The organism is Corynebacterium sp. A21 (assembly GCF_052266655.1).
GTDB lineage: Bacteria > Actinomycetota > Actinomycetes > Mycobacteriales > Mycobacteriaceae > Corynebacterium.
Window position 1 is genome coordinate 128,586 of the sequence record NZ_JBQPQY010000003.1, and the last position, 25,166, is coordinate 153,751.

General features: G+C 63.4%; 29 protein-coding genes. 4 read left to right on the plus strand and 25 right to left on the minus strand.

What is annotated here, in order from left to right; translation table 11 throughout:
- Positions 1-19: 19 nt before the first annotated feature.
- Complete coding sequence (locus tag ACTU46_RS06975) at positions 20-337, plus strand: WhiB family transcriptional regulator (RefSeq protein WP_443380525.1); 318 nt, start codon at positions 20-22, stop codon at positions 335-337.
- A 6-nt stretch (positions 338-343) separates the two neighbouring features.
- On the opposite strand, the gene ACTU46_RS06980 is transcribed toward ACTU46_RS06975, so the two are convergent.
- The 12 genes from ACTU46_RS06980 to groES all read right to left on the minus strand — a co-directional run bounded on the left by ACTU46_RS06980 (position 344) and on the right by groES (position 10,543).
- Entirely contained in the window at positions 344-1,135 is a 792-nt protein-coding gene (locus tag ACTU46_RS06980; RefSeq protein ID WP_443380526.1) for an ABC transporter ATP-binding protein, read from the minus strand.
- Entirely contained in the window at positions 1,132-2,130 is a 999-nt protein-coding gene (locus ACTU46_RS06985; RefSeq protein WP_443380527.1) for a FecCD family ABC transporter permease, read from the minus strand. Before ACTU46_RS06985 ends, ACTU46_RS06980 begins: the two co-directional genes overlap by 4 nt.
- Positions 2,127-3,092 (minus strand): ABC transporter substrate-binding protein, encoded by a 966-nt coding sequence (locus ACTU46_RS06990; protein WP_443380528.1) that lies wholly within the window; start codon positions 3,090-3,092, stop codon positions 2,127-2,129. The genes ACTU46_RS06985 and ACTU46_RS06990 overlap by 4 nt, the downstream gene beginning before the upstream one ends.
- 11 nt (positions 3,093-3,103) lie before the next feature.
- Positions 3,104-3,976, minus strand: coding sequence for an urease accessory protein UreD (locus ACTU46_RS06995; RefSeq protein WP_443380529.1), 873 nt, complete (start codon positions 3,974-3,976; stop codon positions 3,104-3,106).
- Positions 3,976-4,626 (minus strand): urease accessory protein UreG, encoded by a 651-nt coding sequence (ureG, locus tag ACTU46_RS07000; RefSeq protein ID WP_443380530.1) that lies wholly within the window; start codon positions 4,624-4,626, stop codon positions 3,976-3,978. The genes ACTU46_RS06995 and ureG overlap by 1 nt, the downstream gene beginning before the upstream one ends.
- Before the next feature lie 49 nt (positions 4,627-4,675).
- Positions 4,676-5,350, minus strand: coding sequence for an urease accessory protein UreF (locus tag ACTU46_RS07005; RefSeq protein ID WP_443380531.1), 675 nt, complete (start codon positions 5,348-5,350; stop codon positions 4,676-4,678).
- A 5-nt stretch (positions 5,351-5,355) separates the two neighbouring features.
- The gene (ureE, locus tag ACTU46_RS07010; RefSeq protein WP_443380532.1) at positions 5,356-5,829 is read right to left on the minus strand and encodes an urease accessory protein UreE; all 474 of its coding nucleotides are present in this window, start codon (positions 5,827-5,829) and stop codon (positions 5,356-5,358) included.
- A 31-nt stretch (positions 5,830-5,860) separates the two neighbouring features.
- Complete coding sequence (gene ureC / locus ACTU46_RS07015) at positions 5,861-7,573, minus strand: urease subunit alpha (protein ID WP_443380533.1); 1,713 nt, start codon at positions 7,571-7,573, stop codon at positions 5,861-5,863.
- Positions 7,574-8,029, minus strand: a complete 456-nt coding sequence (locus ACTU46_RS07020; protein ID WP_443380534.1) for an urease subunit beta — start codon at positions 8,027-8,029, stop codon at positions 7,574-7,576. It lies immediately after the preceding gene.
- Between the two features lie 40 nt (positions 8,030-8,069).
- Complete coding sequence (locus ACTU46_RS07025) at positions 8,070-8,372, minus strand: urease subunit gamma (protein WP_443380535.1); 303 nt, start codon at positions 8,370-8,372, stop codon at positions 8,070-8,072.
- A 237-nt stretch (positions 8,373-8,609) separates the two neighbouring features.
- A complete protein-coding gene (gene groL / locus ACTU46_RS07030; RefSeq protein WP_443380536.1) occupies positions 8,610-10,232 on the minus strand; it encodes a chaperonin GroEL in 1,623 nt (540 codons plus the stop codon).
- A gap of 11 nt (positions 10,233-10,243) precedes the next feature.
- Positions 10,244-10,543 carry a co-chaperone GroES gene (gene groES, locus ACTU46_RS07035; protein ID WP_443380537.1) on the minus strand — a complete coding sequence of 100 codons (300 nt, stop codon included), beginning with the start codon at positions 10,541-10,543 and terminating at the stop codon, positions 10,244-10,246.
- Positions 10,544-10,723: 180 nt separating this feature from the next.
- Here groES and ACTU46_RS07040 point away from each other — a divergent pair, with 180 nt between their 5' ends.
- Positions 10,724-11,374 carry an HAD-IA family hydrolase gene (locus ACTU46_RS07040; protein ID WP_443380538.1) on the plus strand — a complete coding sequence of 217 codons (651 nt, stop codon included), beginning with the start codon at positions 10,724-10,726 and terminating at the stop codon, positions 11,372-11,374.
- Positions 11,375-11,392: 18 nt separating this feature from the next.
- On the opposite strand, the gene aqpZ is transcribed toward ACTU46_RS07040, so the two are convergent.
- Both aqpZ and ACTU46_RS07050 read right to left on the minus strand, forming a co-directional pair.
- Positions 11,393-12,160: an aquaporin Z gene (gene aqpZ / locus ACTU46_RS07045; RefSeq protein WP_443380539.1), complete on the minus strand. Its 768-nt coding sequence runs from the start codon at positions 12,158-12,160 to the stop codon at positions 11,393-11,395.
- Positions 12,161-12,320: 160 nt separating this feature from the next.
- The gene (locus ACTU46_RS07050; protein WP_443380540.1) at positions 12,321-12,749 is read right to left on the minus strand and encodes a hypothetical protein; all 429 of its coding nucleotides are present in this window, start codon (positions 12,747-12,749) and stop codon (positions 12,321-12,323) included.
- A gap of 315 nt (positions 12,750-13,064) precedes the next feature.
- Here ACTU46_RS07050 and ACTU46_RS07055 point away from each other — a divergent pair, with 315 nt between their 5' ends.
- A complete protein-coding gene (locus ACTU46_RS07055; RefSeq protein WP_443380541.1) occupies positions 13,065-14,165 on the plus strand; it encodes an NAD(P)-dependent alcohol dehydrogenase in 1,101 nt (366 codons plus the stop codon).
- Between the two features lie 12 nt (positions 14,166-14,177).
- On the opposite strand, the gene tsaD is transcribed toward ACTU46_RS07055, so the two are convergent.
- The 8 genes from tsaD to glmS form a co-directional block, all read right to left on the minus strand.
- The gene (gene tsaD / locus ACTU46_RS07060; RefSeq protein ID WP_443380542.1) at positions 14,178-15,251 is read right to left on the minus strand and encodes a tRNA (adenosine(37)-N6)-threonylcarbamoyltransferase complex transferase subunit TsaD; all 1,074 of its coding nucleotides are present in this window, start codon (positions 15,249-15,251) and stop codon (positions 14,178-14,180) included.
- Entirely contained in the window at positions 15,248-15,721 is a 474-nt protein-coding gene (rimI, locus tag ACTU46_RS07065; protein ID WP_443380543.1) for a ribosomal protein S18-alanine N-acetyltransferase, read from the minus strand. The genes tsaD and rimI overlap by 4 nt, the downstream gene beginning before the upstream one ends.
- A complete protein-coding gene (gene tsaB / locus ACTU46_RS07070) occupies positions 15,721-16,380 on the minus strand; it encodes a tRNA (adenosine(37)-N6)-threonylcarbamoyltransferase complex dimerization subunit type 1 TsaB (RefSeq protein ID WP_443380544.1) in 660 nt (219 codons plus the stop codon). Before tsaB ends, rimI begins: the two co-directional genes overlap by 1 nt.
- A 56-nt stretch (positions 16,381-16,436) precedes the next feature.
- Positions 16,437-16,919 (minus strand): hypothetical protein, encoded by a 483-nt coding sequence (locus ACTU46_RS07075; protein WP_443380545.1) that lies wholly within the window; start codon positions 16,917-16,919, stop codon positions 16,437-16,439.
- Between the two features lie 116 nt (positions 16,920-17,035).
- Positions 17,036-18,640: an aspartate:alanine exchanger family transporter gene (locus ACTU46_RS07080; RefSeq protein ID WP_443380546.1), complete on the minus strand. Its 1,605-nt coding sequence runs from the start codon at positions 18,638-18,640 to the stop codon at positions 17,036-17,038.
- A gap of 83 nt (positions 18,641-18,723) precedes the next feature.
- The gene (gene tsaE, locus ACTU46_RS07085) at positions 18,724-19,215 is read right to left on the minus strand and encodes a tRNA (adenosine(37)-N6)-threonylcarbamoyltransferase complex ATPase subunit type 1 TsaE (RefSeq protein ID WP_443380547.1); all 492 of its coding nucleotides are present in this window, start codon (positions 19,213-19,215) and stop codon (positions 18,724-18,726) included.
- A complete protein-coding gene (gene alr, locus ACTU46_RS07090) occupies positions 19,212-20,309 on the minus strand; it encodes an alanine racemase (RefSeq protein WP_443380548.1) in 1,098 nt (365 codons plus the stop codon). The genes tsaE and alr overlap by 4 nt, the downstream gene beginning before the upstream one ends.
- Before the next feature lie 39 nt (positions 20,310-20,348).
- Complete coding sequence (gene glmS, locus ACTU46_RS07095; RefSeq protein ID WP_443380549.1) at positions 20,349-22,226, minus strand: glutamine--fructose-6-phosphate transaminase (isomerizing); 1,878 nt, start codon at positions 22,224-22,226, stop codon at positions 20,349-20,351.
- 107 nt (positions 22,227-22,333) lie between these two features.
- On the opposite strand from glmS, the gene ACTU46_RS07100 reads away from it, so the two are divergent.
- Positions 22,334-23,170, plus strand: coding sequence for a dienelactone hydrolase family protein (locus tag ACTU46_RS07100; protein WP_443380550.1), 837 nt, complete (start codon positions 22,334-22,336; stop codon positions 23,168-23,170).
- Here ACTU46_RS07100 and ACTU46_RS07105 read toward each other — a convergent pair.
- From ACTU46_RS07105 to ACTU46_RS07115, 3 genes are read right to left on the minus strand one after another with little or no spacing between them, the layout of a single operon-like run.
- Positions 23,167-23,406, minus strand: coding sequence for a hypothetical protein (locus ACTU46_RS07105; RefSeq protein ID WP_443380750.1), 240 nt, complete (start codon positions 23,404-23,406; stop codon positions 23,167-23,169). The genes ACTU46_RS07100 and ACTU46_RS07105 overlap by 4 nt on opposite strands.
- 2 nt (positions 23,407-23,408) lie before the next feature.
- Positions 23,409-24,806 carry a hypothetical protein gene (locus tag ACTU46_RS07110; RefSeq protein ID WP_443380551.1) on the minus strand — a complete coding sequence of 466 codons (1,398 nt, stop codon included), beginning with the start codon at positions 24,804-24,806 and terminating at the stop codon, positions 23,409-23,411.
- Entirely contained in the window at positions 24,803-25,102 is a 300-nt protein-coding gene (locus ACTU46_RS07115) for a hypothetical protein (protein ID WP_443380552.1), read from the minus strand. Before ACTU46_RS07115 ends, ACTU46_RS07110 begins: the two co-directional genes overlap by 4 nt.
- Positions 25,103-25,166 lie beyond the last annotated feature (64 nt).

Below are 25,166 nucleotides of genomic sequence, written 5' to 3' on the forward strand. Positions count from 1 at the left end.
CCTTAAGGAGATGCTTCATATGTCACAGCCCCACCTGCTTCCTGGACCGAATGCAGATTTCTGGGATTGGCAGCTCCATGGCTCCTGCCGCGGAGAAGAATCTGATGTGTTCTACCACCCGGACGGTGAGCGCGGTCGTGCTCGTACCCAGCGGGAAAACCGGGCCAAGGCCATCTGCGGCGCCTGCCCCGTACTCGCCGCCTGCCGTGACCACGCGCTGAAAGTCGCTGAACCCTATGGCATCTGGGGCGGGCTGAGCGAGTCCGAGCGCCAGTTGGTGCTGCGCAACAGTAAGCGTCAGCGCGTCCAGAAGGTCGCCCAAAAGGTCAACGCCTAAACATCCTCACACCGGCCCGATGCATTCGAGCATCAGGGTCCCCTGCGGGGAAGTATGAAGCTGCCCCCTGATTCCGAACACCTCAGCCAGCAATTCGCTGCTGAGTACCTCTGCCGGCGGCCCAGCCGCCGCTATCCCACCTCGGTGCAGCACAATAATCTCATCGCAATAACGTGCCGCCAACCCAAGATCATGTAAAGCCAGCAGCACACTGCCACCATGGTGGCCCTCATGTGCCAGATGCCCCAACAGCTGCATCAACTGGTGTTGATGATTCAGATCCAGATGGTTCGTCGGTTCATCAAGGACGAGGACCGCTGCATCCTGTGCCAATGCCCGCGCCACATGGGTGCGTTGCCGCTCTCCCCCAGAGAGCGTGGGATAACGACGATCCGAGATACCCGCGACATCCGCATCAGCCATCGCACGATCAACCAACCGACGATCCTCCCGATCAGGTTGGACGAACAATCCCTGCCCCGCCAACCTGCCAAGTTCAACAATCCCCCGGACCTCGATCGAAGTCTCGGCGAGGCCCGCCTGTTCAACATAAGCCAGCTGGTGGACCCGTTCCCGGCGGGGGTACCACAAGAGCGGCTGACCGCCGACATCGATGGTCCCGGTGTGAGGGTGAAGGCCCGCCACTGCCTGCAGCAAGGTGGATTTGCCACAGCCGTTTGGCCCGACCACTGCGGTGAGGCTCCCCGGCGGCACACCCGCATTTACCCCGCTCAACACCGGATGCTTCCCCTGGCTGACGCCGACATCCCGTAGCTGAAGTCCGGCTGTCTCGTTCATAGCCGCCTCCAGCGGAGAATATAGAAGAATACCGGCACCCCGATCAGGGCCGTGATCACTCCCACCGGCACTTCCTGTGGGGCGAACAGGGTCCGGGACAACGCATCTGCGATAACGAGCAGAATTGCTCCGGCCAGGGCACTCGCCGGGATCAGGCGGGCATGCCCCGGACCGACAATCATCCGCGCCGCGTGCGGAATGATGAGCCCGACAAAACCGATGGCACCGACCACCGAGACGGTGGCCGCAGTTAACAGCGCAACGACCACCAGGGCGGCCACCCGCACCCAGGTGACCGGGACCCCCATGGTGCTTGCAGTGGCATCACCGAAAGACATCGTGTCCAGGTGACGGGACAGACTCCACAGCGCGAAAAAGGCCGGCAACGCCACCGCAAAAACGATCCCGAGGGTCTCCCAACGTGCGGCACCCAGTGCACCGAGAAGCCAGAAAAGCACCCCTCGGACAGCATCCGCATCGCCCTTGGACAGCAACAACAATGAGGTGATCGCCGAAAAGAGCTGTCCCACCAGCACTCCCGTCAGCACCAGCCGGGTTGACGTCAGAGTTGAACCGATCAGCAGCATCATCAACACACCGAAGGAGAGCAACGAGCCAACCGCTGCGCCCATCGTCAAACCCACCGGCAGCACGCTCCCCAGCAGGGTGAGCACGAATACCGCACCCGCAGATGCGCCGGAACTGACCCCGAGCAGATAGGGCTCAGCGAGATCATTACGGGTAACCGCCTGCATGACGACGCCCGCGATCGCCAGCGCCGCACCGACGACGACGGCCATGAGCACCCGGGGCAGCCGGAGATCCAGGAGGATGGATTGCCGCAGCAGGGAAGGCACCGGCCCATCGCTGATGCCGAGCCGGTTACCCAGGATCGCCCAGGCCTCCGCCGGTGCCAGGGAAGCACTGCCGAGAAAAAGACTCGCCACACTGACGAGGATCAGCAGCAGCACCCCGAGGCTGAACTTCCGTGTCACTGGAGCGCCTCGGTGAGGATCTCCAGAGGTTCACTCGAACGAGCACTGGGAGCCAGCCCCACCCCGGGCACAACGAGGTAGTTCTCAGCCATCACCGCCCGGGTATGGGACATGGCCGGATGCTCCCGCATCATCTCGATCTTGTCTTGATAAGGATCACCCGGCGCTCCCCGACCTGGTAGATCCGCCAGGACGAGATAATCCGGATCGGCCTCAGCGATGGCCTCCCAGGAGATCTCCGGCCACTCCTCCGGGACATCCGCGAAGACATTCTCCAGTCCGAGCAGCTCGGACATCTCCTGGGCGATACCGGAACCTCCCGCGATATAAGGAGCTCCCTCATACACTGAATAGAGGAAGGCCACGGTCTTCCCAGCCTCAATCTCTCCGGCGGCCGCGACCGTCTGGCGCTGATGGTCGATCAGCTCTGCCGCGTTGTCCTCGGCGTCGAAAAGCACTCCGAGTTGCTGGAAATCCTTTTCCAGCAGCTCGAAGTAGGACTTCCCGGCGTTGTCCGCATGATCCGGGCACTGGGTGTTCGTCAGAAAGGTGCGCACCCCCAGATCCGCCCATTCCTGGCGGGTTCCGGACTGATCTGCGGTGAACACCGAGGCGAAGGGGGCATAGATGAAATCAGCATCGGCATTACGGATCTGCTCAGCCGTGGCGATCGAATCAGAGAGCACCGGGATGGATTCGAACTCACGCTGATGCGCGGGCAGGACCGCATCCTTCAGATGGGAGGTACCTGCCATGTTCGCCGACTGTCCGAGAGCCAGCAGGGTGTCAGTCGCCCCCTGTTCGGTGGTCACTGCCCGCTGCACCTGCTGCGAGATGTCCAGCGGCACACCGCAGTTGTCTATCTGCTCCCCGGTCGCCGCCACCGGTGTAGTTGTTCCGCAGGCGCTGAGCAGCATCGCTGTCACCGCCACCACCGTGGCTTGGATTGTGCCGTGCTTCAAAGATCCTCCTTCTAGTACTTGCGTAGGTTCACCGGTGACTGCCCCCGCCAGCGCTCCCGGAGAAGCGAAGTGATGTGTTCATGGAGTTCAGTCAGATCCTCGGTCCGGTTGCCCAGGGTGCGCAGCAGGAGCCCACGCAGCTCAGTACCGGGGGTTCCGAGCAGGCTGGCAGCCCCCCTGATCCGGGGGTTCGCCGCAACGATTGCACTCAACTCGCGGACCAGTTCCTGGTCGACCCGGGGTGCTACGACGATGAACTGTCCCGAGTGGGTGTACTCCTCGGTCCATCCGAAGTGACCGAGCCGCACGCTCGGCCGGAGCAGCAGATTATCCAGCAGGAAGAGCCGACCGGTGGCCGCGTCCTCGATCCGGGTGTGCAGGCGCATTTCCGCATAGGCGAAGTGCTTGCCCTCCGGGTGCCACCCCGGGGTGATCTCCTCGCTGAACACGAAGGTGGAACTGGGATGGAGCCGGACGTGGGTGAATTGGTGGTAGGTTGCCTCGCGGTAGGCGATCGTCTGATCCGCCAGATACTCCAACACCGCATGTTCCCCGATTTCCAGCTCGGTGAACTGCCGTACCGGGCCCTGCGGGGTGCGGTAGATCTTCGTCGCCGACTGGGTGGTCAGCAGGGCGCTGGCATTGTCGAGCACGCGAAAGCGCTGATCGTAGACATCACCACCGAGGTACCCGCCGCCGACGGACACGATCGTATAAGTGACCTGTCCGGAGTCATCAAGATAGTGCGGCCGGATGATCCGCAGTGCCCCCTGGTGGTACTGCTCAGTGGCGCGACTGCGACCGGCGGGACCGCCATCGTCGATGGTCAGCCAGAGGGTTCCGACGGGACGCGCGGAATCCGCGAGAGTCGGAATCTTTTCCATTAAAGAGATTCCTGCAGATCCAGCATCAGCACATCATGACGGATCCACTTCAGTACCTGATCGAGACCTTCATCGGTCCGCAGATTCGTCAGGCAGAAGGGCTTGTCCTTACGGAAGATCTTCGTGTCCGCCACCATGACATCGAGATCAGCGCCCACATGTGGGGCCAGGTCGGTTTTGTTGATGATGAACAGATCAGCCTTGATCATTCCCTGCCCCGCCTTGCGCGGGATCTTCTCCCCCTGGGCGACATCGATGATGTAGATCGAAAAGTCCACCAGTTCCGGGGAGAAGGTCGCGGAGAGGTTGTCCCCGCCGGATTCCACGAAGATCAGGTCGAGATCGGGGAAACGCACCTGCAGCTCGCGGATCGCGGCGTCATTCATGGAGGTGTCCTCGCGGATGGCGGTGTGCGGGCAGCCCCCGGTCTCGATGCCCACGATTCTCTCCTCGGGCAGCACCCCGTTTCGGGCGAGGATCTTCGCATCCTCAATGGTGTAGATGTCGTTGGTGATCGCGGCCATGCTCAACTCGTCGATCAGGGCCCGGGTGATGCGCTCCACCAGCTGGGTCTTGCCGGCACCGACCGGTCCTCCCACACCGATCCGGACGGGTGCGGTAGATGAGCCAGCATCCTTGAAATCAGTCATTTTTCCTCCTGCTATGCAATTAAATTTATGTGGGCGTGTCCGCTGAGCTTCAGCTCATGAACATGCGTGCCCGTTGGGTCTCGTGGATCATCTGGGAGATGTCTAGCCCCGGGTCTCCGGAGCACAGGTCGATCTCCCCCAGGTCCGCGCTGCGTTCGGTGGCGGCCATGATCTCCTCTCGGATCCGGAAGAGCAACCGCTGACCGGCCATCTGACCGAGCGGGATGCCCCGGACCGCATTCTGAACCAGGGAGCTGACTGTCGAGGTCAGGTGCGCCATGATGGCACGCTCGACAGAGATGCCCGCGGCCTGCGCCGCCATGGCCATCACCAGCGCAGGATGCCCGGCCAACCGGTTGCCGCGGATCTCCCCCAGATACCCGGTGACTTCCGCGAAGCCATAGGTATCGGAGACGATCTCCGCCAATCGGGTTCCCATCCGGGCATTTCCCTCCCGCACCTCACGGGCTGGAGTGCCAGCGTGGAGCAGTCCATCCAGGCGCTGCACCGTCTCGGCGGTGGGGTCACGGTGGTGTATCCGGATGGCCAGGGCATCAGCGGTGGTCAGCTGCACCCGGAGAATTACCCGCAACCAATTGTAGAAGTCCTCGGGACCGGTGATCCTTTCCTCAGACAGGTAGCTCTCGAACCCGAATGAGTGGGCGAAGGAGCCGGTGGGCAAGGCGGAATCAGCCAGATGAAGCAGCAGAAAATCCGGATCCAAGCGCCTCAATGGGAGTGCCCACTGTGTCGGAACGGCATCGGCGGAACCAGCTCCCGGCGCTCATGGGAGACCTCGTGATCTTCCAGGAACGCTGACACGGTGTGGTCGTACTGCACGATCATCGTGGCCGGTTCCGCCAACTCTCCAGGGGCGGCGAACTGGGCTGGCAGGTGGCGGTTCCCGAGGGAATGGGCCACAAAACCCATCTGATGAGCATCCACCGGCATGATCACCAGGACGTCGGTGGGCGCGATCCGCACAACGTGGACGCTGGTGTCATCGCGGTGGAGAACATCGCCCTCACGGAGAATCGCATGGCCCGGCACCAGCCGAAGACCCAGTTCCCCGCCCCCGGGAACCTGGACCCGTTGGATCCGCTTATCCAGATCCAGGTCCACGAAAGTCACCCCGATCACCTCCCGTCCCGCGGTGAGCGAGGGATCGTCGGTGATGTTGTCGGTGATGGAGGTGATGATCATGATTCTCCTGAAGGGTCGGTGAACGTGGGTGTCAGAACAGGAAATAGCGCCGCGCCATGGGCACGGTCTCGGCCATCTGGCTCTCGATCAGCTGCCCGTCGACAAAGACCTGATAGGTCTCCGGGTCAACGCGGATATCGGGCAGTGCGGAATTGAGCTTCATGTCCTTCTTGCTCAGGTTGCGGATGCCGCGGACTCCCCGGATCACCTTCCGCAGGTTGAGCTGGTCCGGGACATTCGCGTCGATGGCGTCCTGGGAGAGGAAGGTGATCGAGCTGTGGTCCACCGCCTGTCCCATGGCACCCCAGGTGTTGCGGAGGGTGCGCGGCTGCGGGGTGGGAATTGATCCGTTGGAGTCGCCCATGAGAGAGTTCACCATCAGTCCGCCCTTGATTACCAGGTCCGGCTTCACTCCGAAGAACTTCGGGTCCCACAGCACCAGATCGGCGAATTTGCCCTCTTCGACGGAGCCGACGACATAGTCGATACCCTGCGCGATCGCCGGATTGATGGTGTATTTGGCGATGTAGCGGCGCAGTCGGTTGTTGTCGTTGTGCAGCGAGTCGCCAGTCATGGCGCCCCGGGTGCGCTTCATGTGGTCGGCCACCTGCCAGGTCCGGATAACAACCTCGCCCACCCGGCCCATTGCCTGGGAGTCGGAGGAGGTGATCGAGAAGACGCCCATATCGTGCAGGACATCCTCCGCGGCGATGGTCTCCGCGCGGATGCGGGAATCGGCGAAGGCCACATCCTCCGGGCTGTCCGGATTCAGGTGATGGGCGACCATGACCATGTCCAGGTGTTCATCGACGGTGTTGCGGGTGTAGGGCAATGTCGGGTTGGTCGAGGCCGGAAGGACATTCGCCATACCGGCAACCCGGATCAGATCCGGGGCGTGTCCACCGCCGGCCCCCTCGGTGTGGAAGGTGTGAATCACCCTGCCCGCGATGGCTTCAATGGTGTCCTCAACGAAGCCAGCCTCGTTGAGGGTGTCCGCGTGGAGGGCGACCTGCACATCATGCTGGTCGGCGACCTCGAGCGCGGTGTTGATCGAGGAGGGGGTGGCGCCCCAGTCCTCGTGGATCTTCAGGCCGATGGCGCCGGCCCGGATCTGCTCACTGAGCGGAGACTTCGAGGAACCGTGGCCCTTGCCCAGGATGCCGAAGTTCATCGGCATTCCCTCGAAAGCGCTGAGCATGTTGTAGGTGTGCCACTTGCCGGGGGTCACAGTGGTCGCCATCGAGGCCTGGCTGGGCCCGGTGCCACCACCAATCATCGTCGTGGTCCCCGCAGCCAACGCGGTGTTGACCTGATCCGTGCCGAGGAAGTGGACATGGGTATCGATTGCCCCGGCGGTCAGGATCTTTCCCTCGCCGGCGATGATGTCGGTGGCCACGCCGATGACGATGTCCACGTTTTCCATGATGTTGGGGTTACCGGCCTTACCGATACGGAAGATCTTGCCGTCCCGCAGCGCGACGTCGGCCTTGTAGACACCGGTGTAGTCGAGCACGATCACGTTGGTGATCACGGTGTCCGGGATGTCGACGTCGCGGACCAGGGTGCCGTTCTGCCCCATGCCGTCGCGGATGACCTTGCCGCCGCCGAAGGTGACCTCGTCACCGACCGCGGAGCTGTCACTGTCCACATGGAGGAAGAGGTCAGTGTCGGCCAGTCGGATGGCATCCCCGGTGGTCGGGCCGTAGAGATCGGTGTACTGCTTCCTGGATACGGTGAAACTCATCTATTTCTCCCCTTCCTCGGTGGCGGATTCATCAAGTTCCCGGCCGCGCTTGGCGGCTCCGTGCTGCGGCAGCTCCTGCGGGGCATCGCCGGCTGCCGACGAGCGGCGCCAGTCGTCCTCACGGCCACCCCAGACGTCCTTCTTGCGGTTCTCCAACGGTCCATCGACCAGGTCACGGAAGCCCGCGACCACGCGGTCACCGCCGATGGCGACCAGGTTGACGGTCCGGATATCTCCCGGTTCCAATCGAACTGCGGTACCGGCCGGGATATCGAGACGGAAGCCATAGGCCTCCAGTCGCTCGAAACTGATGCTCGGGTTGACCTCCGCGAAGTGGAAGTGCGAACCGATCTGGACCGGCCGGTCACCGGTGTTGATAATCTCGAGCTGCTTCGTCTCCCGGCCCACATTGCCGGTGAGATCACCGCTGGCGAGAATGTATTCTCCTGGAATCATTGCTTCCCCTTCTGACCTGTGATGATGCGACCTGTGGTGTTCATCGGATCGGGTTGTGCACGGTGACGAGCTTGGTGCCGTCATCGAAGGTCGCCTCGACCTGGATGTCGGAAATCATCTCCGGCACGCCCACCATCACCTCTTCCCGGGTCAGGATGGTGCTTCCCCAGCCCATGAGGTCGGCGACAGTTCTCCCGTCGCGCGCCCCCTCAATGAGCTCATAGGTGATCAGCGCCACCGACTCCGGGTGGTTCAGAAGCAGGCCGCGTTCCCTTCTTCGCCGGGCAACATCTGCGGCGACCACAATCATCAGTTTTTCCTGCTCACGCGGGGTTAAATGCAATGCTCATACCTTTCAGGCTGATCGCAAAAACTGCTGAAGCTCGGCCCACTGGTATATGGGACGAGCTGTTTTGATCCATTCTATAGCTATTTCCACGAGATAAGAAGTGAAATCTCAGACCGCTGCATACCTGCTGGCAACGGCAGTGCGCGGCCTGAAAAGCCCAAAAAGTCGGTGGCCCCGGGAACCAATTTTGGTTCCCGGGGCCACCGATTTAGTGCGGGTATTCAGGTGGAACTAGTGGTGATGATGTCCGTGCACACCCTGCGCGGAAGCTTCCGCTGCAAGGGGCTTCTCGACGATAGCGGCCTCGGTGGTCAGGACCATCCGTGCCACGGAGGAAGCATTGGTTACCGCAGAGAGGGTAACTTTCACCGGATCGATGATGCCCTGCTCCAAGAGGTTGCCGTACTCGAGGGTGGCGGCGTTGAAGCCCTCACCGTTCGAGCGCTCGGCGATCTTGGAGACCACGACAGCACCGTCCACACCGGCGTTGTCGGCGATCCAGTAGGCCGGCTTCACCAGTGCGCGGGACAGCGCCAGCACACCGGTGCGAAGCTCGCCCTCGAATTCTTCGGCATAAGCCTTGAGCTCTTCGGCGATCTGGACCAGTGCGGAACCGCCACCGGCGATGATGCCTTCCTGAGCTGCCGCACGGGCAGCGTTGATGGCATCCTCGACGCGCAGCTTGCGCTCACCGACCTCAGTCTCGGTCGGGGCACCGACCTTGATCACAGCGACGCCACCGGAGAGCTTGGCCAGACGTTCCTCGGCCTTCTCCTTGTCCCAGGTGGAGTCGGTGTTGGCGATCTCGCGACGGATCTGCTCGCGGCGGGCCTCGACGTCCGCTGCGCTGCCGGCACCGTCGACGATGACGGTGTCGTCCTTGGTCACGGTGATGCGACGGGCGGTACCGAAGTGCTCGGCGTCAGCCTCGGTGAGGATGACCCCAACCTCCGGGTCGATCACGGTGGCACCGGTGACCACTGCCAGATCATCCATGAAGGCCTTGCGACGGTCACCGAAGTACGGGGCCTTCACAGCGACAGCCTTGAGGGTCTTGCGGATGGAGTTGACCACAAGGGTCTGCAGCGGCTCGCCCTCGACGTCCTCGGCAATGATCAGCACCGGACGACCGGACTCCACGACCTTCTCCAGCACCGGCAGGAAATCCGGCAGGGAGGAGATCTTGTTGCGGACCAGGAGAACCTGCGGGTTCTCCAGAATGGCCTGCTGAGAGTCGGTGTCGGTGATGAAGTACGGCGAGAGGAAGCCCTTGTCGAAAGACACACCCTCGGTGATCTCCAGGGAGGACTCGATGGACTGGGACTCCTCGACGGTGAGAACACCGTCCTTGCCCACCTTGTCCATGGCACCAGAAACCATCTCACCAACGACAGAGTCGCGGGATGAGACGGTGGCCACGTTGGCGATCTCCGTTGCGGAAGACACCGGGGTGGCGCGTGCCTTGAGCTCGGCGATGACCTTCTCGGTACCGAGGGCAATGCCACGGTTGAGTTCGATCGGGTTGGCACCGGCAGCCACGTTGCGCAGTCCCTCGAAGATGAGGGCCTGAGCGAGCAGGGTCGCGGTGGTGGTGCCGTCGCCGGCGATGTCGTTGGTCTTGACAGCCACGGACTTCACCAGCTGCGCACCGAGGTTCTCGAAGGGATCTTCGAGGTCGATGTCGCGGGCGATGGTGACACCGTCATTGGTGACGGTGGGGCCGCCAAAGGCCTTATCCAGGACGACATTGCGGCCACGCGGGCCGAGAGTTACCTTCACCGCCTGCGAAAGCGTGTCGACGCCGCGAAGGATGCCTTCGCGCGCCTCCTGGTCAAATGCAATGAGCTTTGCCATGGAGGTTTCGCCTACTTCTCGACGATTGCGAGAATGTCACGGGAGTTGAGCAGCAGGTACTCGACACCGTCGTACTTCAGCTCGGTGCCGCCGTACTTGGAGAACACCACGGTGTCCCCCTCCTTGATGTCCATCGGGACACGCTCATTGTCATCGCCGAAGCGGCCCGGGCCAGCTGCGACGACGGTGCCCTCCTGGGGCTTTTCCTTGGCAGAGTCCGGGATGACCAGACCAGAAGCGGTGGTGGTTTCTGCCTCGTTGATCTGGACCAGAACGCGATCCTCGAGCGGCTTGATGTTGACGTTCGCCACGATATTCCTCCGTGTATCAGTGAAAAGAATGTTGAATGTGCCGGTTGCGATGTAGGGCACAGTCGTCGTCGCGGGTGAACAACTGTGTGTCAGACAACCTATTGGCACTCTACCCTCGAGAGTGCCAGCACTCAACCTCAACAGGTGCCAAGTTCGCTGATCGCTGCCACACTGGAAGCCATGAAGACCCTATTTTTGGACGTCGACGGAACCCTGATCGACTCCTTCCCCGGAATCCGCGAATCCTTCCTCCATGGACTGGCCACCGTCGGCTGGCCGATCCCCAGCGAAGCCCGGATCTCCCTGATTCCGGGACCACCAATGGAGGAGACCTTCCGCACCCTCGGAATGCCGCCGGAGACGGTCACCCGGGCCCTCGCCGCTTATCTCGAGCACCACGCAGCCAGGGGCTGGAGCAACTCCCAGCCCTTCTCCGGGATGCGGGAACTACTGGCCCACTGGAAGCAGCAGGGCTTCCGGCTCTGCACCGCCACCAGCAAGGGCGAAGGCTTCGCCCGACAATCGCTGAGCGAGTTCGGCATGATCGGATACTTTGATTTCATTGGTGCCGCCCAAGAAGACGGTCCCCGCCGCACCAAGGCTGCAGTCATTTCCCACGTGCTGGATTCGGTGGGCCTCCATAATCAGGAATCTGAGATCCTGATGATCGGCGACCGCAGCCACGACATTGAGGGGGCCGCCACCTTCGGCATTGATACGGCGGCGGTCACCTGGGGCTACGGCACCCCGGAGGAGCACGCCGTGGCCCGCTTCATTGCCTCCGACCCCGCAGCCTTGAACGCGGTGGTACAGGATTGGAGCACCACCTAGTCCCACTGATAGCACCCCTTATCCCGGAACCTCACCGGAGACTTCCGGCTTAGCCTCGACAACCGCGATGGTCTCGGCCGCGATGAAGCGATAGGTGGCACCGGCGATGACCGCACCGACGATGGGTGCCAGCCAGAACAGCCATAACTGTTCCGGGGCACCGTTGCCGTTGAAGAAAGCCACCGCTGTGGAACGTGCCGGGTTCACGGAGGTATTGGTCACCGGGATGGAAATCAGGTGAATCAGCGTGAGCGTGAGTCCAATCGAGATACCTGCGAATCCCTTCGGCGCGCGGCCATCGGTGGCACCGAGGATGACGTAGAGGAAGATCGCCGTGAGGATAACCTCGATCAGAGCGGCAGCCATCAGGCTGTAGCCACCAGGTGAATTATCACCGAAACCATTGGCCGCCATATTTCCGGCCGCCTCAAATCCCGGCTTCCCACTGGCCACGAGGTAGATGATGGCACCGGCGATGAGACCGCCGATGACCTGGGCGATGATATAGGGGAGGGCATCCTTCCAGGCGAACCTCCGACCAACGACGAGACCGATGGTCACAGCAGGGTTGAAATGCCCACCGGAGACATGACCGAAGGCATAGATTCCGGTCAGCACGGTCAGACCGAAAGCGAGGGCCACCCCGAGGAAACCGATGCCCATCTGAATGCCACCGTCATTGAGGAAGAGCGCGGCAAATACCGCCGAACCACAGCCGCCGAGAACGAGCCAAAAAGTACCTAAGGCTTCAGCGCTGAGCCGGGAAGCCAGGGATGGAGTGTGCATGTGCAGATTCCTCTCAAGAATTACTTCAGAGACTAGAAACGTGAGCTATGACACAACAACCATATCCCTGGCGGCCGTTAAATTCTCGCCGAGATCCAGATGGGTCACCCCACATTGAGCACCTCAGAGTGCATCGACCGGACCCCACCCGGCCCGAAAATCAGAGGTCGCGGGTACCCATGTTGAGAACCGCCGCACGCCAGTAGCGATAATCCTCCTCATAGTCCTTGATGTAGTTCCGGGTCGCCCGGATGCCATCCTTGACGGCATTGATCTCATCGATACTGATGTCCTGCCCCTCAGCGCCGACAAAAATGACCGGCCCGGAAATCGCGCGGGTCGGGTCGGAGATGAAAGCGGAGTTCCCGGTGTCGGCTTCATTACGGCCAAGGGAAGCTACCGGGTTCGGCTCAGCCGCCATGGCCTTGGCCTCTGCATTGAATAGTGCGACATAGGTTGTGGACTCCTCAGAGAAGGCCACCGAGACACGGTCATCGACAACTCCGCCGAGAAACTGGGCGGCATGCTCAAGCTCAAACTCGATGATGCGGTGGGACAGATCAGGGCTGACAAGGAAACCGGTGGTCATGCAATTCTCCCTAGGGGCAACAAGAAGGCCACCGCCATACTCGGCGGAGGCAGGTTTAATGCAGGTCAACCCCAGAGTTACCTGAGAAACCCACCTCCCCTCAGCTAGAGAGCCAAAGGTTCCCCATAATTTATTTTTGGAGCCACTCCAGGTTCATCCAGGTGGACCCAATCGGGCTAGAATCACCCCACAACCCCCTTCGAGACCTGTCACACACCACGCGCCACTATGTGATGGCGGCTACAATCGGCGGCACCCGGTCGGTAATTTTCCGCTGGGCGCCCCACGTACTCCCGACCTGATCCAGGAGAATTCATGGACACCATCGCCGCCATTGTCCGCACCGCCGGCCAGCCGCTCGAAATAACCACCCTCCAGCTCGACGAGCCCGCCATCAACGAGGTGCAGGTCAAAATCACCGCCGCCGGGGTCTGCCACACCGATGCCATCGCCCGGGACCAGATCTACGAAACCTTCCTCCCGGCGGTCTTCGGCCATGAGGGCGCCGGCGTGGTCACCGCCATCGGCCCGAATGTCACCTCGGTCAAGCCCGGCGACAAGGTTGTCCTCGGTTTCAATTCCTGCGGCCAATGCAAGCAGTGCATGGCGGGCGCCCCGGCATATTGCGCGAATTTCTACCCGCTGAACTTTGGCTGCACCCGAACTGATGGTTCGACCGCCTTCAGTGAGAACGGCGAGCAGGTCGGTTCCCACTTCTTCGGGCAGTCGACCTTCGCCCATCACGTCAATGCCTCCGCCCGCAGCGTGGTCAAGGTGGATGATGATGTACCGCTGGAATTGCTCGGCCCGTTGGGTTGTGGCCTGTCCACCGGTGCCGGCGCCATCCTGAACTCCCTCGGGGTGACCGCCGGTGACACCGTCGCCGTCTTCGGCACCGGCGCGGTGGGTTCGGCGGCGATCATGGCGGCGGCTGCGGTGGGAGCCACCACCATCATCGCGGTGGATCTCCACGATTCCCGGCTGTCGAATGCCCTTGAATTGGGCGCCACCCACACCATCAACTCCGGCACGGAGGATCCCGTGGCCCGGATCAGGGACATCAGCGGAGATGGTGTCGAGTACGCCCTGGACACCACCGGGGTTACCGCGGTGACCCGACAGGCAGCGGATTCCTTGGCCATCAATGGAACGGTCGGCCTGGTCGGAGCGCCCGCCCCAGGCCAGGAGGTCTCCTTCGAGGTGGGGGCCTCCCTGGTCCGCGGCTGGAAGTTCCGCACCATCATCGAGGGCGATGCTGTCCCGCAGGATTTCATCCCCCGCATCGTCCACCTGTGGCGCCAAGGAAAATTCCCCATCGAGAAGCTCGTGCGCAACTACCCCATCGAAAACATCAATGATGCCTTCGCGGATTCAGCCAGCGGCGAGGTCATCAAGCCGATCGTGGTCTTTGCCTAGCCCCCGCACCGATTAGAAGACCTGCGGCACCTCAGCCGGCAGCGAAGGGTCGGTGGCAACTCCGAAGGCGGAGGCCCCGGCCCCCTCGGCGATACGTTGGGCGGCAAGTGCCGCAACCATCACACCGTTGTCGGTGCACAGCCCCAACCGCGGGACGCGCAGTTCAATCCCGGCAGCCCGGCAACGCTCTTCGGCGAGGGCACGCAGCCGGGAGTTCGCGGCCACGCCGCCGCCCAGCAGCAGCACCGTGGCGCCGGTGTCCTGGCAGGCGCGCACGGCCTTGAAGGTCAGCACATCGCAAACCGCCTCCTGGAAGCTGGCGCAGACATCCTCGACGGAGATGACCTCGCCGTTACGCTCGGCGGCCTCGACGTATCGGGCCACGGCGGTCTTGAGTCCGGAGAAGGAGAAGTTGTGGCGGTGGCCGCGTTCCTCATCGACCCGTTTCATCAGGCCCCGGGGGAAGGCGATCGCGGCGGCATCACCCCGGGCGGCGAGCCGGTCGATGACCGGGCCGCCGGGGTAGCCCAGACCGAGCAGGCGGGAGACCTTGTCGTAGGCCTCCCCCGCGGCGTCGTCAAGCGTGGCACCGAGCTCCCGCATCGGCTTTCCCACGGCATCGACCTCGAGCAGCTGGGTGTGCCCGCCGGAGACCAGCAAAGCGATCGAATGCGGCAGTTCCTCACCCTCGAGATTGGCCACCGCCACATGCCCACCGAGGTGGTTCACGGCGTAGAAAGGCACTCCCCAGGCGGCGGCATAGGCCTTGGCCGCGGAAGCGCCGACCAGCAGCGCACCCGCCAGACCCGGGCCGATGGTCGCAGCCACCACATCAGGCTTCTCGACGCCCGCCTCAGCCAGCGCCGCCCGCATCACCGGGCCCATGGACTCCAGGTGGGCACGGCTGGCGATCTCCGGCACCACCCCGCCGAAGCGGGCGTGCTGGGTCATCGAGGATGCCAGGGAATCCGCCAGAATATCCAGCTCAGCACCATGTTCCCCGGTGCGCAGCCGAACGATGCCGACGCCGGTTTCATCGCAGGAGGTCTCAATCCCCAGCACAATAAGGTCCCGTTCCTGGCTCATCTTTCGCTCCTACTGGCTCGGCTCATGGTGAAGGCGTCCGCTCCGGACGGCTGGTAGTAATTACGACGAATGCCCTGGTTGACGAAGCCGTATCGTTCGTACATGGTGATCGCCGGAACATTGTCCGTGCGTACCTCCAGGAAAACCTGCGAGTCGAATTTATCAACGACCGCCATCAGGTTATCCATCAGCAGACGGCCGATGCCGCGCCGCTGGTACCCGGGGTCCACGCCGACGGTGTGGATCTCGAACTCCGGGTCAGCCCGGGGGCCGAGCATCGCCATCCCGGCATAACCGAGCAGCTGCGGTGATTCCTCCTCGCCCTCGAATACCCCGAGGTAGAAGGTATGTGGGTGGGCGAACTCCACCAAAAAGACATTCTCCGACCAGGGATTGTCCTCATGGAAGAGAAGGTCCTCCAGCTCTGCGCAGCGCCGGGCATCCGAGGGCAGCAATTCCCGCAGTTCCATCAGAGTTCCACATCCGGGATCGCCGGGGACTTCGGTTTAGCTGCCGGGACCTTGGCATCGGGACGGCGCAGATAGAGCGGCTCCAGCGGAGCCGGAGTGGCACCCAGGTCGGCGACCTTGACCAGCGAAGCCGCATCCGGACCCAGGTGGCGCTTCTCGACGTCCGCGAGCCCGCTCAGCTGCCCCGCCAGGTGCTTCGGCACCACGACCACCGCGACCGGATGGGTCGGGGTGACCATCGCCGGGGCCTGGACATTCGGGCCGTCGGTACGCGTGAGATTGTGATAGGTCGCCCAGTAGACCTCGCGGCGGCGGGCGTCCGTGGCCACCAGCACCGTGTCCGCCGGGATGCGCTGCGCAATGGCATCCAGGGAGCAGACCCCGTGCACCGGGATGCCGAGGGCATCACCGAAGGCGGCCGCCGAGGCCATGCCGACCCGGAGTCCGGTGAAGGGGCCGGGTCCACAGCCGACGACCACCGCGGTCAGCTCAGCGAAGGTCTTCCCCGCGGTCGCCAGAACTTCCTGCACCGTGGGGGTGAGCAACTCATTGTGGTGACGGGTGTCCGGGATGATCCTCTCGGCGAGGGTCCCGGTGGCCGGGTCGACCACGCCGATGACGAGGTCCGGGGTTGAGGTGTCGATAGCTAGTACAAGCACATCCCCCAGGCTAGTCGCTGGGCCGGAGCGAGACCTAGCAGGGCCAGGCCTGCTACCTAAACCAACAGGCCCCAGGAGCCTGATTCAATCTGCCCCAGCGGCATCAAGGCCTGGGTGTCGAAGTAGCCGGCCAGCGGCTGCGAGCAGAGATCCACCTTGCTGCTGTCGATCTCATCGAAGACCGGGGTGCCGTCCATGGTGCGCAGCAGGAGATAGCTGCTACCGGCCGGGACGCCCTCCGCACCCAACTCCAGCCCAGCGACATCGACGTCATAGTTCGCGGCGATGGTCTCGGGGGTCTCCCCCGCGCAAATGATGGCGCCGGCGATGTACTCCTCGCCGTAGATATCAGCCATCGAAATCGCCGAGACGCTCAGCCCCTGGGTCTCCAGGGCCGCGACATTACGCTCCAGTGCGCCCTTGCCGGGGAAGGAAGAGTCGGTGCTCCCCGCGGCACCGGCGACCATCACCGCAACGACCGCGACCCAGATGACGACGACTCCGGCGATGATGCCCTGACTGATCTTCGAGAGACGCACCTGAGTGTCCCTACCTTCCCACTGACGTTTATTGACCTCACCACAGTAACCGCTGAGTCTGTCTCCCGCCTCGGCGGTCCCTGTTGGTTTCCTGTCCCTTCCCCGGAAACCGGAATCTAGATCAGGATGAGGAAGAGCACCTGGGCGGCGAGGATTTTGCCGATCATCGCCGTGGGATAGACCGTGGCATAGCCCCGATTCGATAGCTCCGTGCCGGTCTGGCCGTTGAGGTAGGTGATCACCGCAGGGTTGGTCAGCATGCCGGCCGCCACCCCCATCGCCTCATCCCACCGCAGTTTGAGCACCCACATGCCCAGCACCCCGCAGACCACCGCCGACATCAGGGTGATCACCAGGCCGCCAAGCAGGTACACCAGCGAAGCCGGGTCGGTCAGCGCCGAACGGAAACCGGCTCCTGCGGAGGTCCCCACCCCGGCGAGGAAGAGTGCCAGACCCAGGGTGGAGATGGTCCGGTTGGCGTGGAAGGGCAGTTGCCAGGTCACCGGTCCGGTGCGTTTGAGTGCCCCCAGGATCAACCCAGCCACGATCGGACCACCACCGAAACCCAGGGAGAGGGAAGCCCCGCCCGGCAGCGGAATCGGGATCGCCCCCAGCAGCAGCCCCAGGGACAGACCCAACGCGAAGGAGAACAGGTCCACCTCCCCCAGTCGCTTCTCCGAGTCCCCCAGGAAACGACGCACCTCGGCCATCCGGCCCGGTGCCGCCACCACCCGGATCCGGTCGGAATAGTTGAGCACCGTCTCCCGGCGCGGCACCAGCTCAGAGTCGCCCTGCCGGATCCGGGCGATCATGAAACCATGACCGACGGTGTCCAGTTCCCCGATCTTGCGTCCGGCGATCTCCGGGTTAGAGACGGTGAAACGGGAGTACACCAGATCGGTGTCATCGAGTCCGATGGTTCTTTCCTCCCCCAGCTCGGCGATGGCGGCGTCGACGGCTTCCTCGGTGCCGTTAATCACCAGCTCCATGCCAGCGTGGATCGGCAGCACCGGATCCGCCAGCTGGTGGGCATGTGGATCAAGCACGATGCGGGTGGCGATGATCTGCTGCCCGGACAGCCGCGGCAGGTCCGCCACCGTGCCCTGGAGGCCGGTGCGCAGCTTCACCCCCTTCCACACCAGTGGTGCGGTGATCATGCCCTCAGCCTCGGCATCGGCTTGGTGGTTGACCTTCAACAGCTTTGCTCCGAGGGCGGCGACCAAGATGGAGCCGAGCACTGCACCGGGGTAGGCCAGGGAGTAGCCGACCACTGGTTGACTGGCGGCCGCTGGGTCTGTCGCCGCGAGCATCTCGACGATGGCGGCCATGCCCGGGGTGGAGGTCAGGGCACCGGTGAACATGCCGACGCCGATGGTCGTCGACAGTCCGAGCCCCTTGATCAGGATCCCGGCCAGGACGCTCAGCCCCAACAGCACCGCCAGCAGGAAGAGTGTCAGCTTCCAGCCTCGGGTGGCGAAGTCCCGGAAGAACAGTGGCCCGGCGGACAGCCCGATGACGTAGACGAACATCGCCAAGCCCAGCTGATAAACCAGCGGTGGGATCTGGATGTCGGGGTTGGCAGTAGCCAGTCCCAGGGCCACGAAGAGCACTGCGGCGGCGCCGAGGGAGATCCCGAGGAGCCGGATCTTTCCCAGCGCCAGTCCCAGCGCGAGGATCACCATCAGGGAGATCAGTGAGTTGGCGGCGAGAAAATCGAGCACGGCGGGCCCTCCTGGTCAGGTCAATGGCTGCTCTCATAGTCACCGCATGTCCAGGTTCCGGCAAGCCCGCTGCTTCCCGGGCTTCAGTTCCCGCTGATCTCCCAGGTGAAGATGCGTGCCTCGGACTCCGGGTCCTCGGCGACCGCGGTCTCGCGGTCGAGGTGGATGAGCAGGTAGCGCTCGGCGATCTGCTCCACCAGGTCCCCACCCCACTCGGCGATGACCACCGCCGCCGTCAGGTCGGTGTCCAGGTCCAGGGCGTCGAGTTCACCGACCGGATCACCGGAGCTGCCCTCCCCCAGCAGCCGGTAAGCGTCAACATGCACCAGGCCGGGGCCTGCGCCGAGAGGGCGGTGTTCCCGGGCGATGACGAAGGTCGGTGAGGTCACCCGGCCGCGTACCCCCAGGCCAGCGGCGATGCCCTGCGTGAAGGTGGTCTTTCCGGCCCCCAGCGGGCCGTCGAGAATCACGAGGTCACCGGCTTCGAGGGCGGCCCCGAGTTCGGCGCCGAAGGCGCGGGTTTCCTCGGCATCTTCGAGTCTTCGGGTACCGGTTTCCGGGAAGGTGGATTTCATCGCTGGGTGCCTTTCTCAATGGTGCGGACAGTACGGCCGGTGGGCCGGCAGATCACCTCATAGTTGATGGTTCCGGCAGCCTCGGCAAGCTCGGTGGCGGACATCCCGCCCGGGCCGAAGATCGTGAGGGGGTCCCCCGGGGCGACACCTTCCGGGTTTTCGCCCAGGTCAACCAGGAACTGATCCATGCAGACCCGACCCACCTGCGGATAGCGGTGGCCGTTGATACCCACCTCGAGGTGGCCTTGCACTGAACGCGGTAGACCGTCGGCGTAGCCGCAAGGTACCAGGGCCAGCTGCCCTGGCCGCGGCGCCTGCCAGGTCAAACCGTAGCTCACCCCCTCCCCTGCTCCGATGGGCTTGACGGCGGTGATCGTGGCCTCCCAGCTCATCGCCGGCCTCAGGCCATGGTCCAAACCTGGGATCGGTTCCAGACCATAGAGAGCCAGCCCCACCCGAACCTGCTGGAAGTGCAGGTCGGGACGGGTGAGTGTCCCCGGGGAATTGCAGAGGTGGTTGACAGGGACGGCCAGGCCGACCGACCGGGCCACGGCGATGGCACGGCGGAAGAGCTCCCCCTGCTGATTGGTCATCGGGTTCGCGGGTTCATCGGCACAGGCCAGGTGGGAGAACAGGCCACTGATGGTGAGGTGCTCAGCATCCCGCAGGGCTGCGAAGACCGGTTTCCACTCCGCTTCCGCCAGCCCGGCGCGGTGCATGCCGGTGTCGATCTTGACGGCGATGCGGGCGGGGACGGCGGCGCTGATAAGCGCTCTGGCGTGGGCCGTGGTGGGGACGCTGAGTTCAATGTCGGCCGCGATGGCAGCGCGGAAGTCCTGTTCCGGGGACCAGATCCAGGCCAGCAGCGGGGCGGTGATGCCGGCCACGCGCAGCTGGTGGGCCTCGGCGAGCGTGGCCACACCCAGGGCATCGGCACCGTTGGCGAGCATCACCGCGGCGACGTCCGGGGCGCTGTGGTTATAGCCATTGGCTTTGACCACCGCCATCAGACGTGCGGAACCCGCCAACTCCTTGAGCCGGCGGGTGTTGTGCGCGATGGCATCCAGATCAATGCGGGTTCTCAGCAGGTCCATGACAGATATTCTGCCACCCACACCGGATCCGGCGGAAGATTACTCCACGGTGACGGACTTGGCCAGGTTACGGGGCTTGTCGATGTCATCGTTACCGCAGTTGCGGGCGATCGCGACGGAGAGGAACTGCAGCGGCACGGTGGCCAGTAGCGGTTGCAGGATGGAGGCGGATGCCGGGATGCGGATCAGCCAGTTGGCGTAGGGCTCCACCGCGGTGTCACCCTCCTCCGCGATGACGATGGTCTTCGCACCGCGGGCCCGGATCTCCTGGATATTGGACACGATCTTCGAGTGCAGCTGCTTAACGCCGTGTGGGGAAGGCACCACGATGACCACCGGAAGATCATCCTCGATCAGGGCGATCGGGCCATGCTTGAGCTCACCGGCGGCGAAGCCCTCCGCGTGGATGTAGGCCAGCTCCTTGAGCTTCAGGGCCCCCTCCAAGGCCACCGGGAAGCCGACGCCACGGCCGAGGAAGAGCATGGTTTTGACCGCCCCGAGATAATCGGCGATCTCCTTGATCTGGTCCTTGACGCTGAGGAGCTGCTCGATCTTGGCGGGAATCTCCTCGAGGCTGCGGTAGATCTCGGTGATCTCATCGGGATACTTGGTGCCATGAGCCTGCGCCAGTGCCAGGCCGACGATGTAGTTCGCGGCGACCTGTGCGAGGAAGGCCTTGGTGGAGGCCACCCCGATCTCTGGGCCGGCATGGGTGTAGAGCACCGCATCCGATTCACGCGGAATCTGGGAGCCGTTGGTGTTGCACACCGCCAGGACCTTCGCGCCCTGGGACTTTGCGTGACGCACCGCTTCCAGGGTGTCAGCGGTCTCGCCGGACTGCGAGATCGCCAGCACCAGAGTGCGCTCGTCCAACACCGGATCACGGTAACGGAACTCCGAGGCCACTTCGATCTGCACCGGGATGCGGACCCAGTGCTCGATGGCGTACTTGGCCAGCAGGCCCGAGTGGTAGGCCGAACCACAGGCGACGACGAAGACCTGGTTGACGTACTTCAGGTCCTCCTGGGTGAGGTTCTGCTCATCCAGAAGGATTTTTCCGTCCTGGAAGTGACCGGCCAGGGTGTCACGCACCGCGGCGGGCTGCTCGTGGATCTCTTTCATCATGAAGGAGTCGAAGCCGCCCTTCTCCGCGGCGGCGAGATCCCAGTCGATGGTGAAGGGCTTACCCTCGGAGAGTGAGCCGTCGAAGTTCAGAACCTCATAGCTGTCCTTGGTGATGACCACGACATTGTCCTGGCCGAGTTCCACCGCATTCTTGGTGTGCTCGATGAAGGCCGCGACATCGGATCCCAGGAACATCTCGCCCTCACCGACACCGATGATCAGCGGGGTGGAACGGCGGGCGGCGATGATCTGGCCAGGGTGGTCGGCGTGCATGAACAGCAGGGTGAAGGCGCCTTCGAGGCGGCCCAGCACCTTCAGTGCGCTGGCCCGGAAGTCCCCGGCGGTGTCTCCGTCGTTGTAGGCCAGGGCCAGCAGGTGGGCGGCAACCTCGGAGTCGGTCTCCGAGGCGAGTTCGATGTTGTTTCCCTCAAGTTCCTGACGCAGCACCGCGAAGTTCTCGATGATGCCGTTGTGGACGATGGCCACCTTGTTGTCGAAGGAGCGGTGCGGGTGGGCGTTTTCATCGGTCGGGCGGCCATGGGTCGCCCAGCGGGTGTGCCCGATGGCGGTACCACCGGCCAGCTTCTCCGCGCCGATCTCGGTGATCCGGTCCTCCAGGTTCTTCAGCTTGCCGGCACGCTTGACCAGCTTGATTCCGGTCTCCGCGGGATCATCGGGAGCCACCACTGCGATTCCCGAGGAGTCATATCCCCGGTATTCCATTCTGCGGAGTGCCTCAAGCGAGACCTCCAGGCCCTGTCGGTTTCCGACATATCCAACGATTCCACACATGGGAAAGAGAATAAACGCCAAGGGCGTTTCATGCACTATTGACACTTGAGCGGTGTCTCCCGCAGTTCTTCGACCACCCCGGCGTCGCTTCGATTATCCTTGAAGATGTGTCTGAGAATCTGAAGAAGCATCTGGCCAAACTGTCCAAACGCGGTCCCCACCGGGTCCTCGTCGGTTCCCTCGACTACGCCGGGATCGAGGGCAAGGTGTACACCCCCGCTAAGGGAAACGGTGTTCCGGCCATTGCCTTTGGACATGACTGGATGAAGGGCATCGACAAGTACCACGTCACGCTGCGCCATCTCGCCAGCTGGGGAATCGTCGTCGCCGCCCCGAACACCGAAAAGAGTTTCCTCCCGGATCACCGGGGCTTCGCCAGTGACCTTGAGTCCTGCCTCCAGATCCTTGCCGGTGTGAAACTCGGCCAGGGCCACGTCACCGTTTCCCCCGGCAAGCTGGGCATTGTCGGTCACGGCATGGGTGGCGGTGCCGCTATCCTGGCAGCCACCGACAGTCCCAAGGTCAAGGCCGTCGCCGCGCTCTACCCCGCAGTCACCACCCCTTCCGCTGAAGCCGCCGCCCAGCACATCACCCACCCCGGGCTGATCATCGGTTCCGGGCAGAGCGGGCTTGTCGACGCCGGGAACCCCGCCCGCATCGCCGCGAACTGGGCTGGCCCGATGGCCTATCGCGAGCTGAGTAACGGCAACCAGATGGGCTTCACCGAAGACACCCTCTTCAAGCTGACCCTGGGCATCGGGCGCCCCCAGTTCGCCGGCCAGGAGCTCGCCCGTGGCCTACTCACCGGATTCCTGCTCCACCGCCTGGATAATGAACACAAGTACGCCGCGTTCTCCGCGGCCGAGGCCACCGCGAAGAATGTCACTTCTTATACCGGTGATGAGCTCAAGGTGCGGGCCGATATGACGCCGATGAGCCGTTAGGACTTCTTCAGCACCCCCTGAACCGGGCCGGAGTTTCTTCGGTGACCGCCAGGGGTTTTTCGTGCCGGCAGTACCGGCGGGGTCGTGCCCCGCAACTGTTGCCCACGGCTCACCCCGGCTGATTTCCCGGTCTTCTTCACCATCTCCGCCTCTGCTTTGGCCAGTGCAGCCTCAAAATCCACCATCCGCTGCGCGGTACGTTCCCGGAACTGGCGCACAAACTCATCGAATTCCATCGTCACCAGACACCTGCTTTACGTGCCGTGCCCATTGGTGCGGGGGTCGGGGCTGGTGGTGGCGGTGGGGTGGGCTCCGGGGCTGGTGGTGGCGATGCGGCCATCTGTTGGGCTTCGGTGAAAGCGATCTTCTTCGGCGGTGGGGTGGGCTCCGGGACCTCCGCCAGTTCCGCCGGGGTGGGTGACGGTGCTTCTGCTACTGCCGGTGCCGGTGCCGGTGCCGGCTCAGGTACCGGTTCTGGGGTGGGGTCCACTGCTGGGACCTCCATCTCGGAGAGACATTCCACCAGGGCGCCGAGCGCCAGGAGTGCCACCCCCACCCCCAACAGTCCGAGAATACCGCTGCAACTATCACCGCAACCCGCCGATTGTTCGGGTTCGTCCTCAGGTTCGCCCTCAGTATCGACAGGCTCGATGGGTTCTTCCTCGATCGGGGCTGCGGGAAGTTCAGGTTCCTCCGTAAGTTCAGGTTCTGGGAGGGGATCCGGTTTCACTTCCGGGGTCAGTCCGCTCGGTGTAGTCACCGGATCCGGAACCGGGGCAGGTTCGGGTTCGGGTTCCGGCGGGCAATCCTCTTCCACAGGCTCCGGAAGCGGCACTGGTTTCGGGACGGGATGAGCCTCAGGTTGTTTCACCGGATCCGGAGCAGGTTCCGGCGGGCAATCCTCGGCTTTCGCCGCCGGTCCTGTCGGAGTGGTGCTGCTGGCACCGCTTGAGGGGCCCTCGACAGGTGCTATCTCCTTGGTGCATTCCTGCACTTCTGGTGGCAACTCGGCGGCAGGTGCCCCACAGATCTTCTCGGCCTCAGAGATCAGCTGCTCGTAGCATCCTTCAATGATGTCATCGCGTTGTTCACAGGTACCGATGATCATGCCAGCGGCATTATCAATGACCTCGGCGGCACAGCGAACCGCAGCGAGGAACTCATTCGGGAACTTCGTGGGATCTATTCCCGAGAGGTACTTCAGGAGCAGATCCAGCAGCTGTACCGCCCGGCTGAGGACTTCATTCATGGCATGGTCAGCGTCCTCCACCACGGTGTCCACCGCATCGGCGGCATCCTTGGCCTGGTCCTCCAGGTTCTTGGTTTCCTTGCGGCGATTCACCCAGTCACCGACAGCATCTCCGACCAGACCGCCGACCAGACCGAGCGCGATATCCCCGAGGATCTTGATCACTAACGGCGCCACACGGTCATTCAACTGTCCGGGTCGACTATCACCGGAGGCCTGGCTAAACCCACTGGTCAATGCGGCGGTATCTAGACCAGTGATGCTTCCCAGGGCTTCCCGCAGCGCCCCTTCGGGGATGGCCGGTCCGGTATATGCGCCGCGGGAGGCAGCCGTGAGGGCGCTGGCGGCGGCACCGTAAGGCGCGACGTCGATACGCGAGGAGCTCATGCGCGGGACCCCAATCCACCGGCGAAGTCCTCATCCGCGGCGCGGTAGACCTCGACCTGTTGCGTGGCCGCGACAGCTGTCGCGGCCACTGCCTCAAGTCGCTGGGTGCCCACGCGGTGGACCCTGCTGAGCAGGTCCCGGAGCATGGCCCCTTGAGCCTCGAAGCCGGCACCTGCAGCGGACACCGGAAAATCCGGTGATCCGGCAGCATGACGATGACGCTGAGTGTCAGTTTCCTCAGACATCGCCTGCAGCGCACCCCGCGCCGCAGTGATGTCCAATATCAGCTCGGACATTTTTCCCCCTGTAAATTTCAGTCTCGGCATTCAACTGCTCTGACTGAACTTCGGGGCGAATGGT

What these genes read in the sequence shown, in the direction of transcription:
- ACTU46_RS06975 (WP_443380525.1), top strand. Translation starts at nt 20, where the DNA reads ATGTCACAGCCCCACCTGCTTCCTGGACCGAATGCAGATTTCTGGGAT.
- tsaE (WP_443380547.1), bottom strand. Translation starts at nt 19,215, where the DNA reads ATGAAATCCACCTTCCCGGAAACCGGTACCCGAAGACTCGAAGATGCC.
- ACTU46_RS07020 (WP_443380534.1), bottom strand. Translation starts at nt 8,029, where the DNA reads ATGATTCCAGGAGAATACATTCTCGCCAGCGGTGATCTCACCGGCAAT.
- rimI (WP_443380543.1), bottom strand. Translation starts at nt 15,721, where the DNA reads ATGGAACTGCGGGAATTGCTGCCCTCGGATGCCCGGCGCTGCGCAGAG.
- ureG (WP_443380530.1), bottom strand. Translation starts at nt 4,626, where the DNA reads ATGACTGATTTCAAGGATGCTGGCTCATCTACCGCACCCGTCCGGATC.
- ACTU46_RS07040 (WP_443380538.1), top strand. Translation starts at nt 10,724, where the DNA reads ATGAAGACCCTATTTTTGGACGTCGACGGAACCCTGATCGACTCCTTC.
- tsaD (WP_443380542.1), bottom strand. Translation starts at nt 15,251, where the DNA reads ATGAGCCAGGAACGGGACCTTATTGTGCTGGGGATTGAGACCTCCTGC.
- aqpZ (WP_443380539.1), bottom strand. Translation starts at nt 12,160, where the DNA reads ATGCACACTCCATCCCTGGCTTCCCGGCTCAGCGCTGAAGCCTTAGGT.
- ureC (WP_443380533.1), bottom strand. Translation starts at nt 7,573, where the DNA reads ATGAGTTTCACCGTATCCAGGAAGCAGTACACCGATCTCTACGGCCCG.
- groL (WP_443380536.1), bottom strand. Translation starts at nt 10,232, where the DNA reads ATGGCAAAGCTCATTGCATTTGACCAGGAGGCGCGCGAAGGCATCCTT.
- ACTU46_RS06995 (WP_443380529.1), bottom strand. Translation starts at nt 3,976, where the DNA reads ATGGAAAAGATTCCGACTCTCGCGGATTCCGCGCGTCCCGTCGGAACC.
- ACTU46_RS07110 (WP_443380551.1), bottom strand. Translation starts at nt 24,806, where the DNA reads ATGAGCTCCTCGCGTATCGACGTCGCGCCTTACGGTGCCGCCGCCAGC.
- glmS (WP_443380549.1), bottom strand. Translation starts at nt 22,226, where the DNA reads ATGTGTGGAATCGTTGGATATGTCGGAAACCGACAGGGCCTGGAGGTC.
- ACTU46_RS07050 (WP_443380540.1), bottom strand. Translation starts at nt 12,749, where the DNA reads ATGACCACCGGTTTCCTTGTCAGCCCTGATCTGTCCCACCGCATCATC.
- ACTU46_RS07055 (WP_443380541.1), top strand. Translation starts at nt 13,065, where the DNA reads ATGGACACCATCGCCGCCATTGTCCGCACCGCCGGCCAGCCGCTCGAA.
- ACTU46_RS06980 (WP_443380526.1), bottom strand. Translation starts at nt 1,135, where the DNA reads ATGAACGAGACAGCCGGACTTCAGCTACGGGATGTCGGCGTCAGCCAG.
- ureE (WP_443380532.1), bottom strand. Translation starts at nt 5,829, where the DNA reads ATGATCATCACCTCCATCACCGACAACATCACCGACGATCCCTCGCTC.
- alr (WP_443380548.1), bottom strand. Translation starts at nt 20,309, where the DNA reads ATGGACCTGCTGAGAACCCGCATTGATCTGGATGCCATCGCGCACAAC.
- ACTU46_RS07105 (WP_443380750.1), bottom strand. Translation starts at nt 23,406, where the DNA reads ATGGAATTCGATGAGTTTGTGCGCCAGTTCCGGGAACGTACCGCGCAG.
- ACTU46_RS07115 (WP_443380552.1), bottom strand. Translation starts at nt 25,102, where the DNA reads ATGTCCGAGCTGATATTGGACATCACTGCGGCGCGGGGTGCGCTGCAG.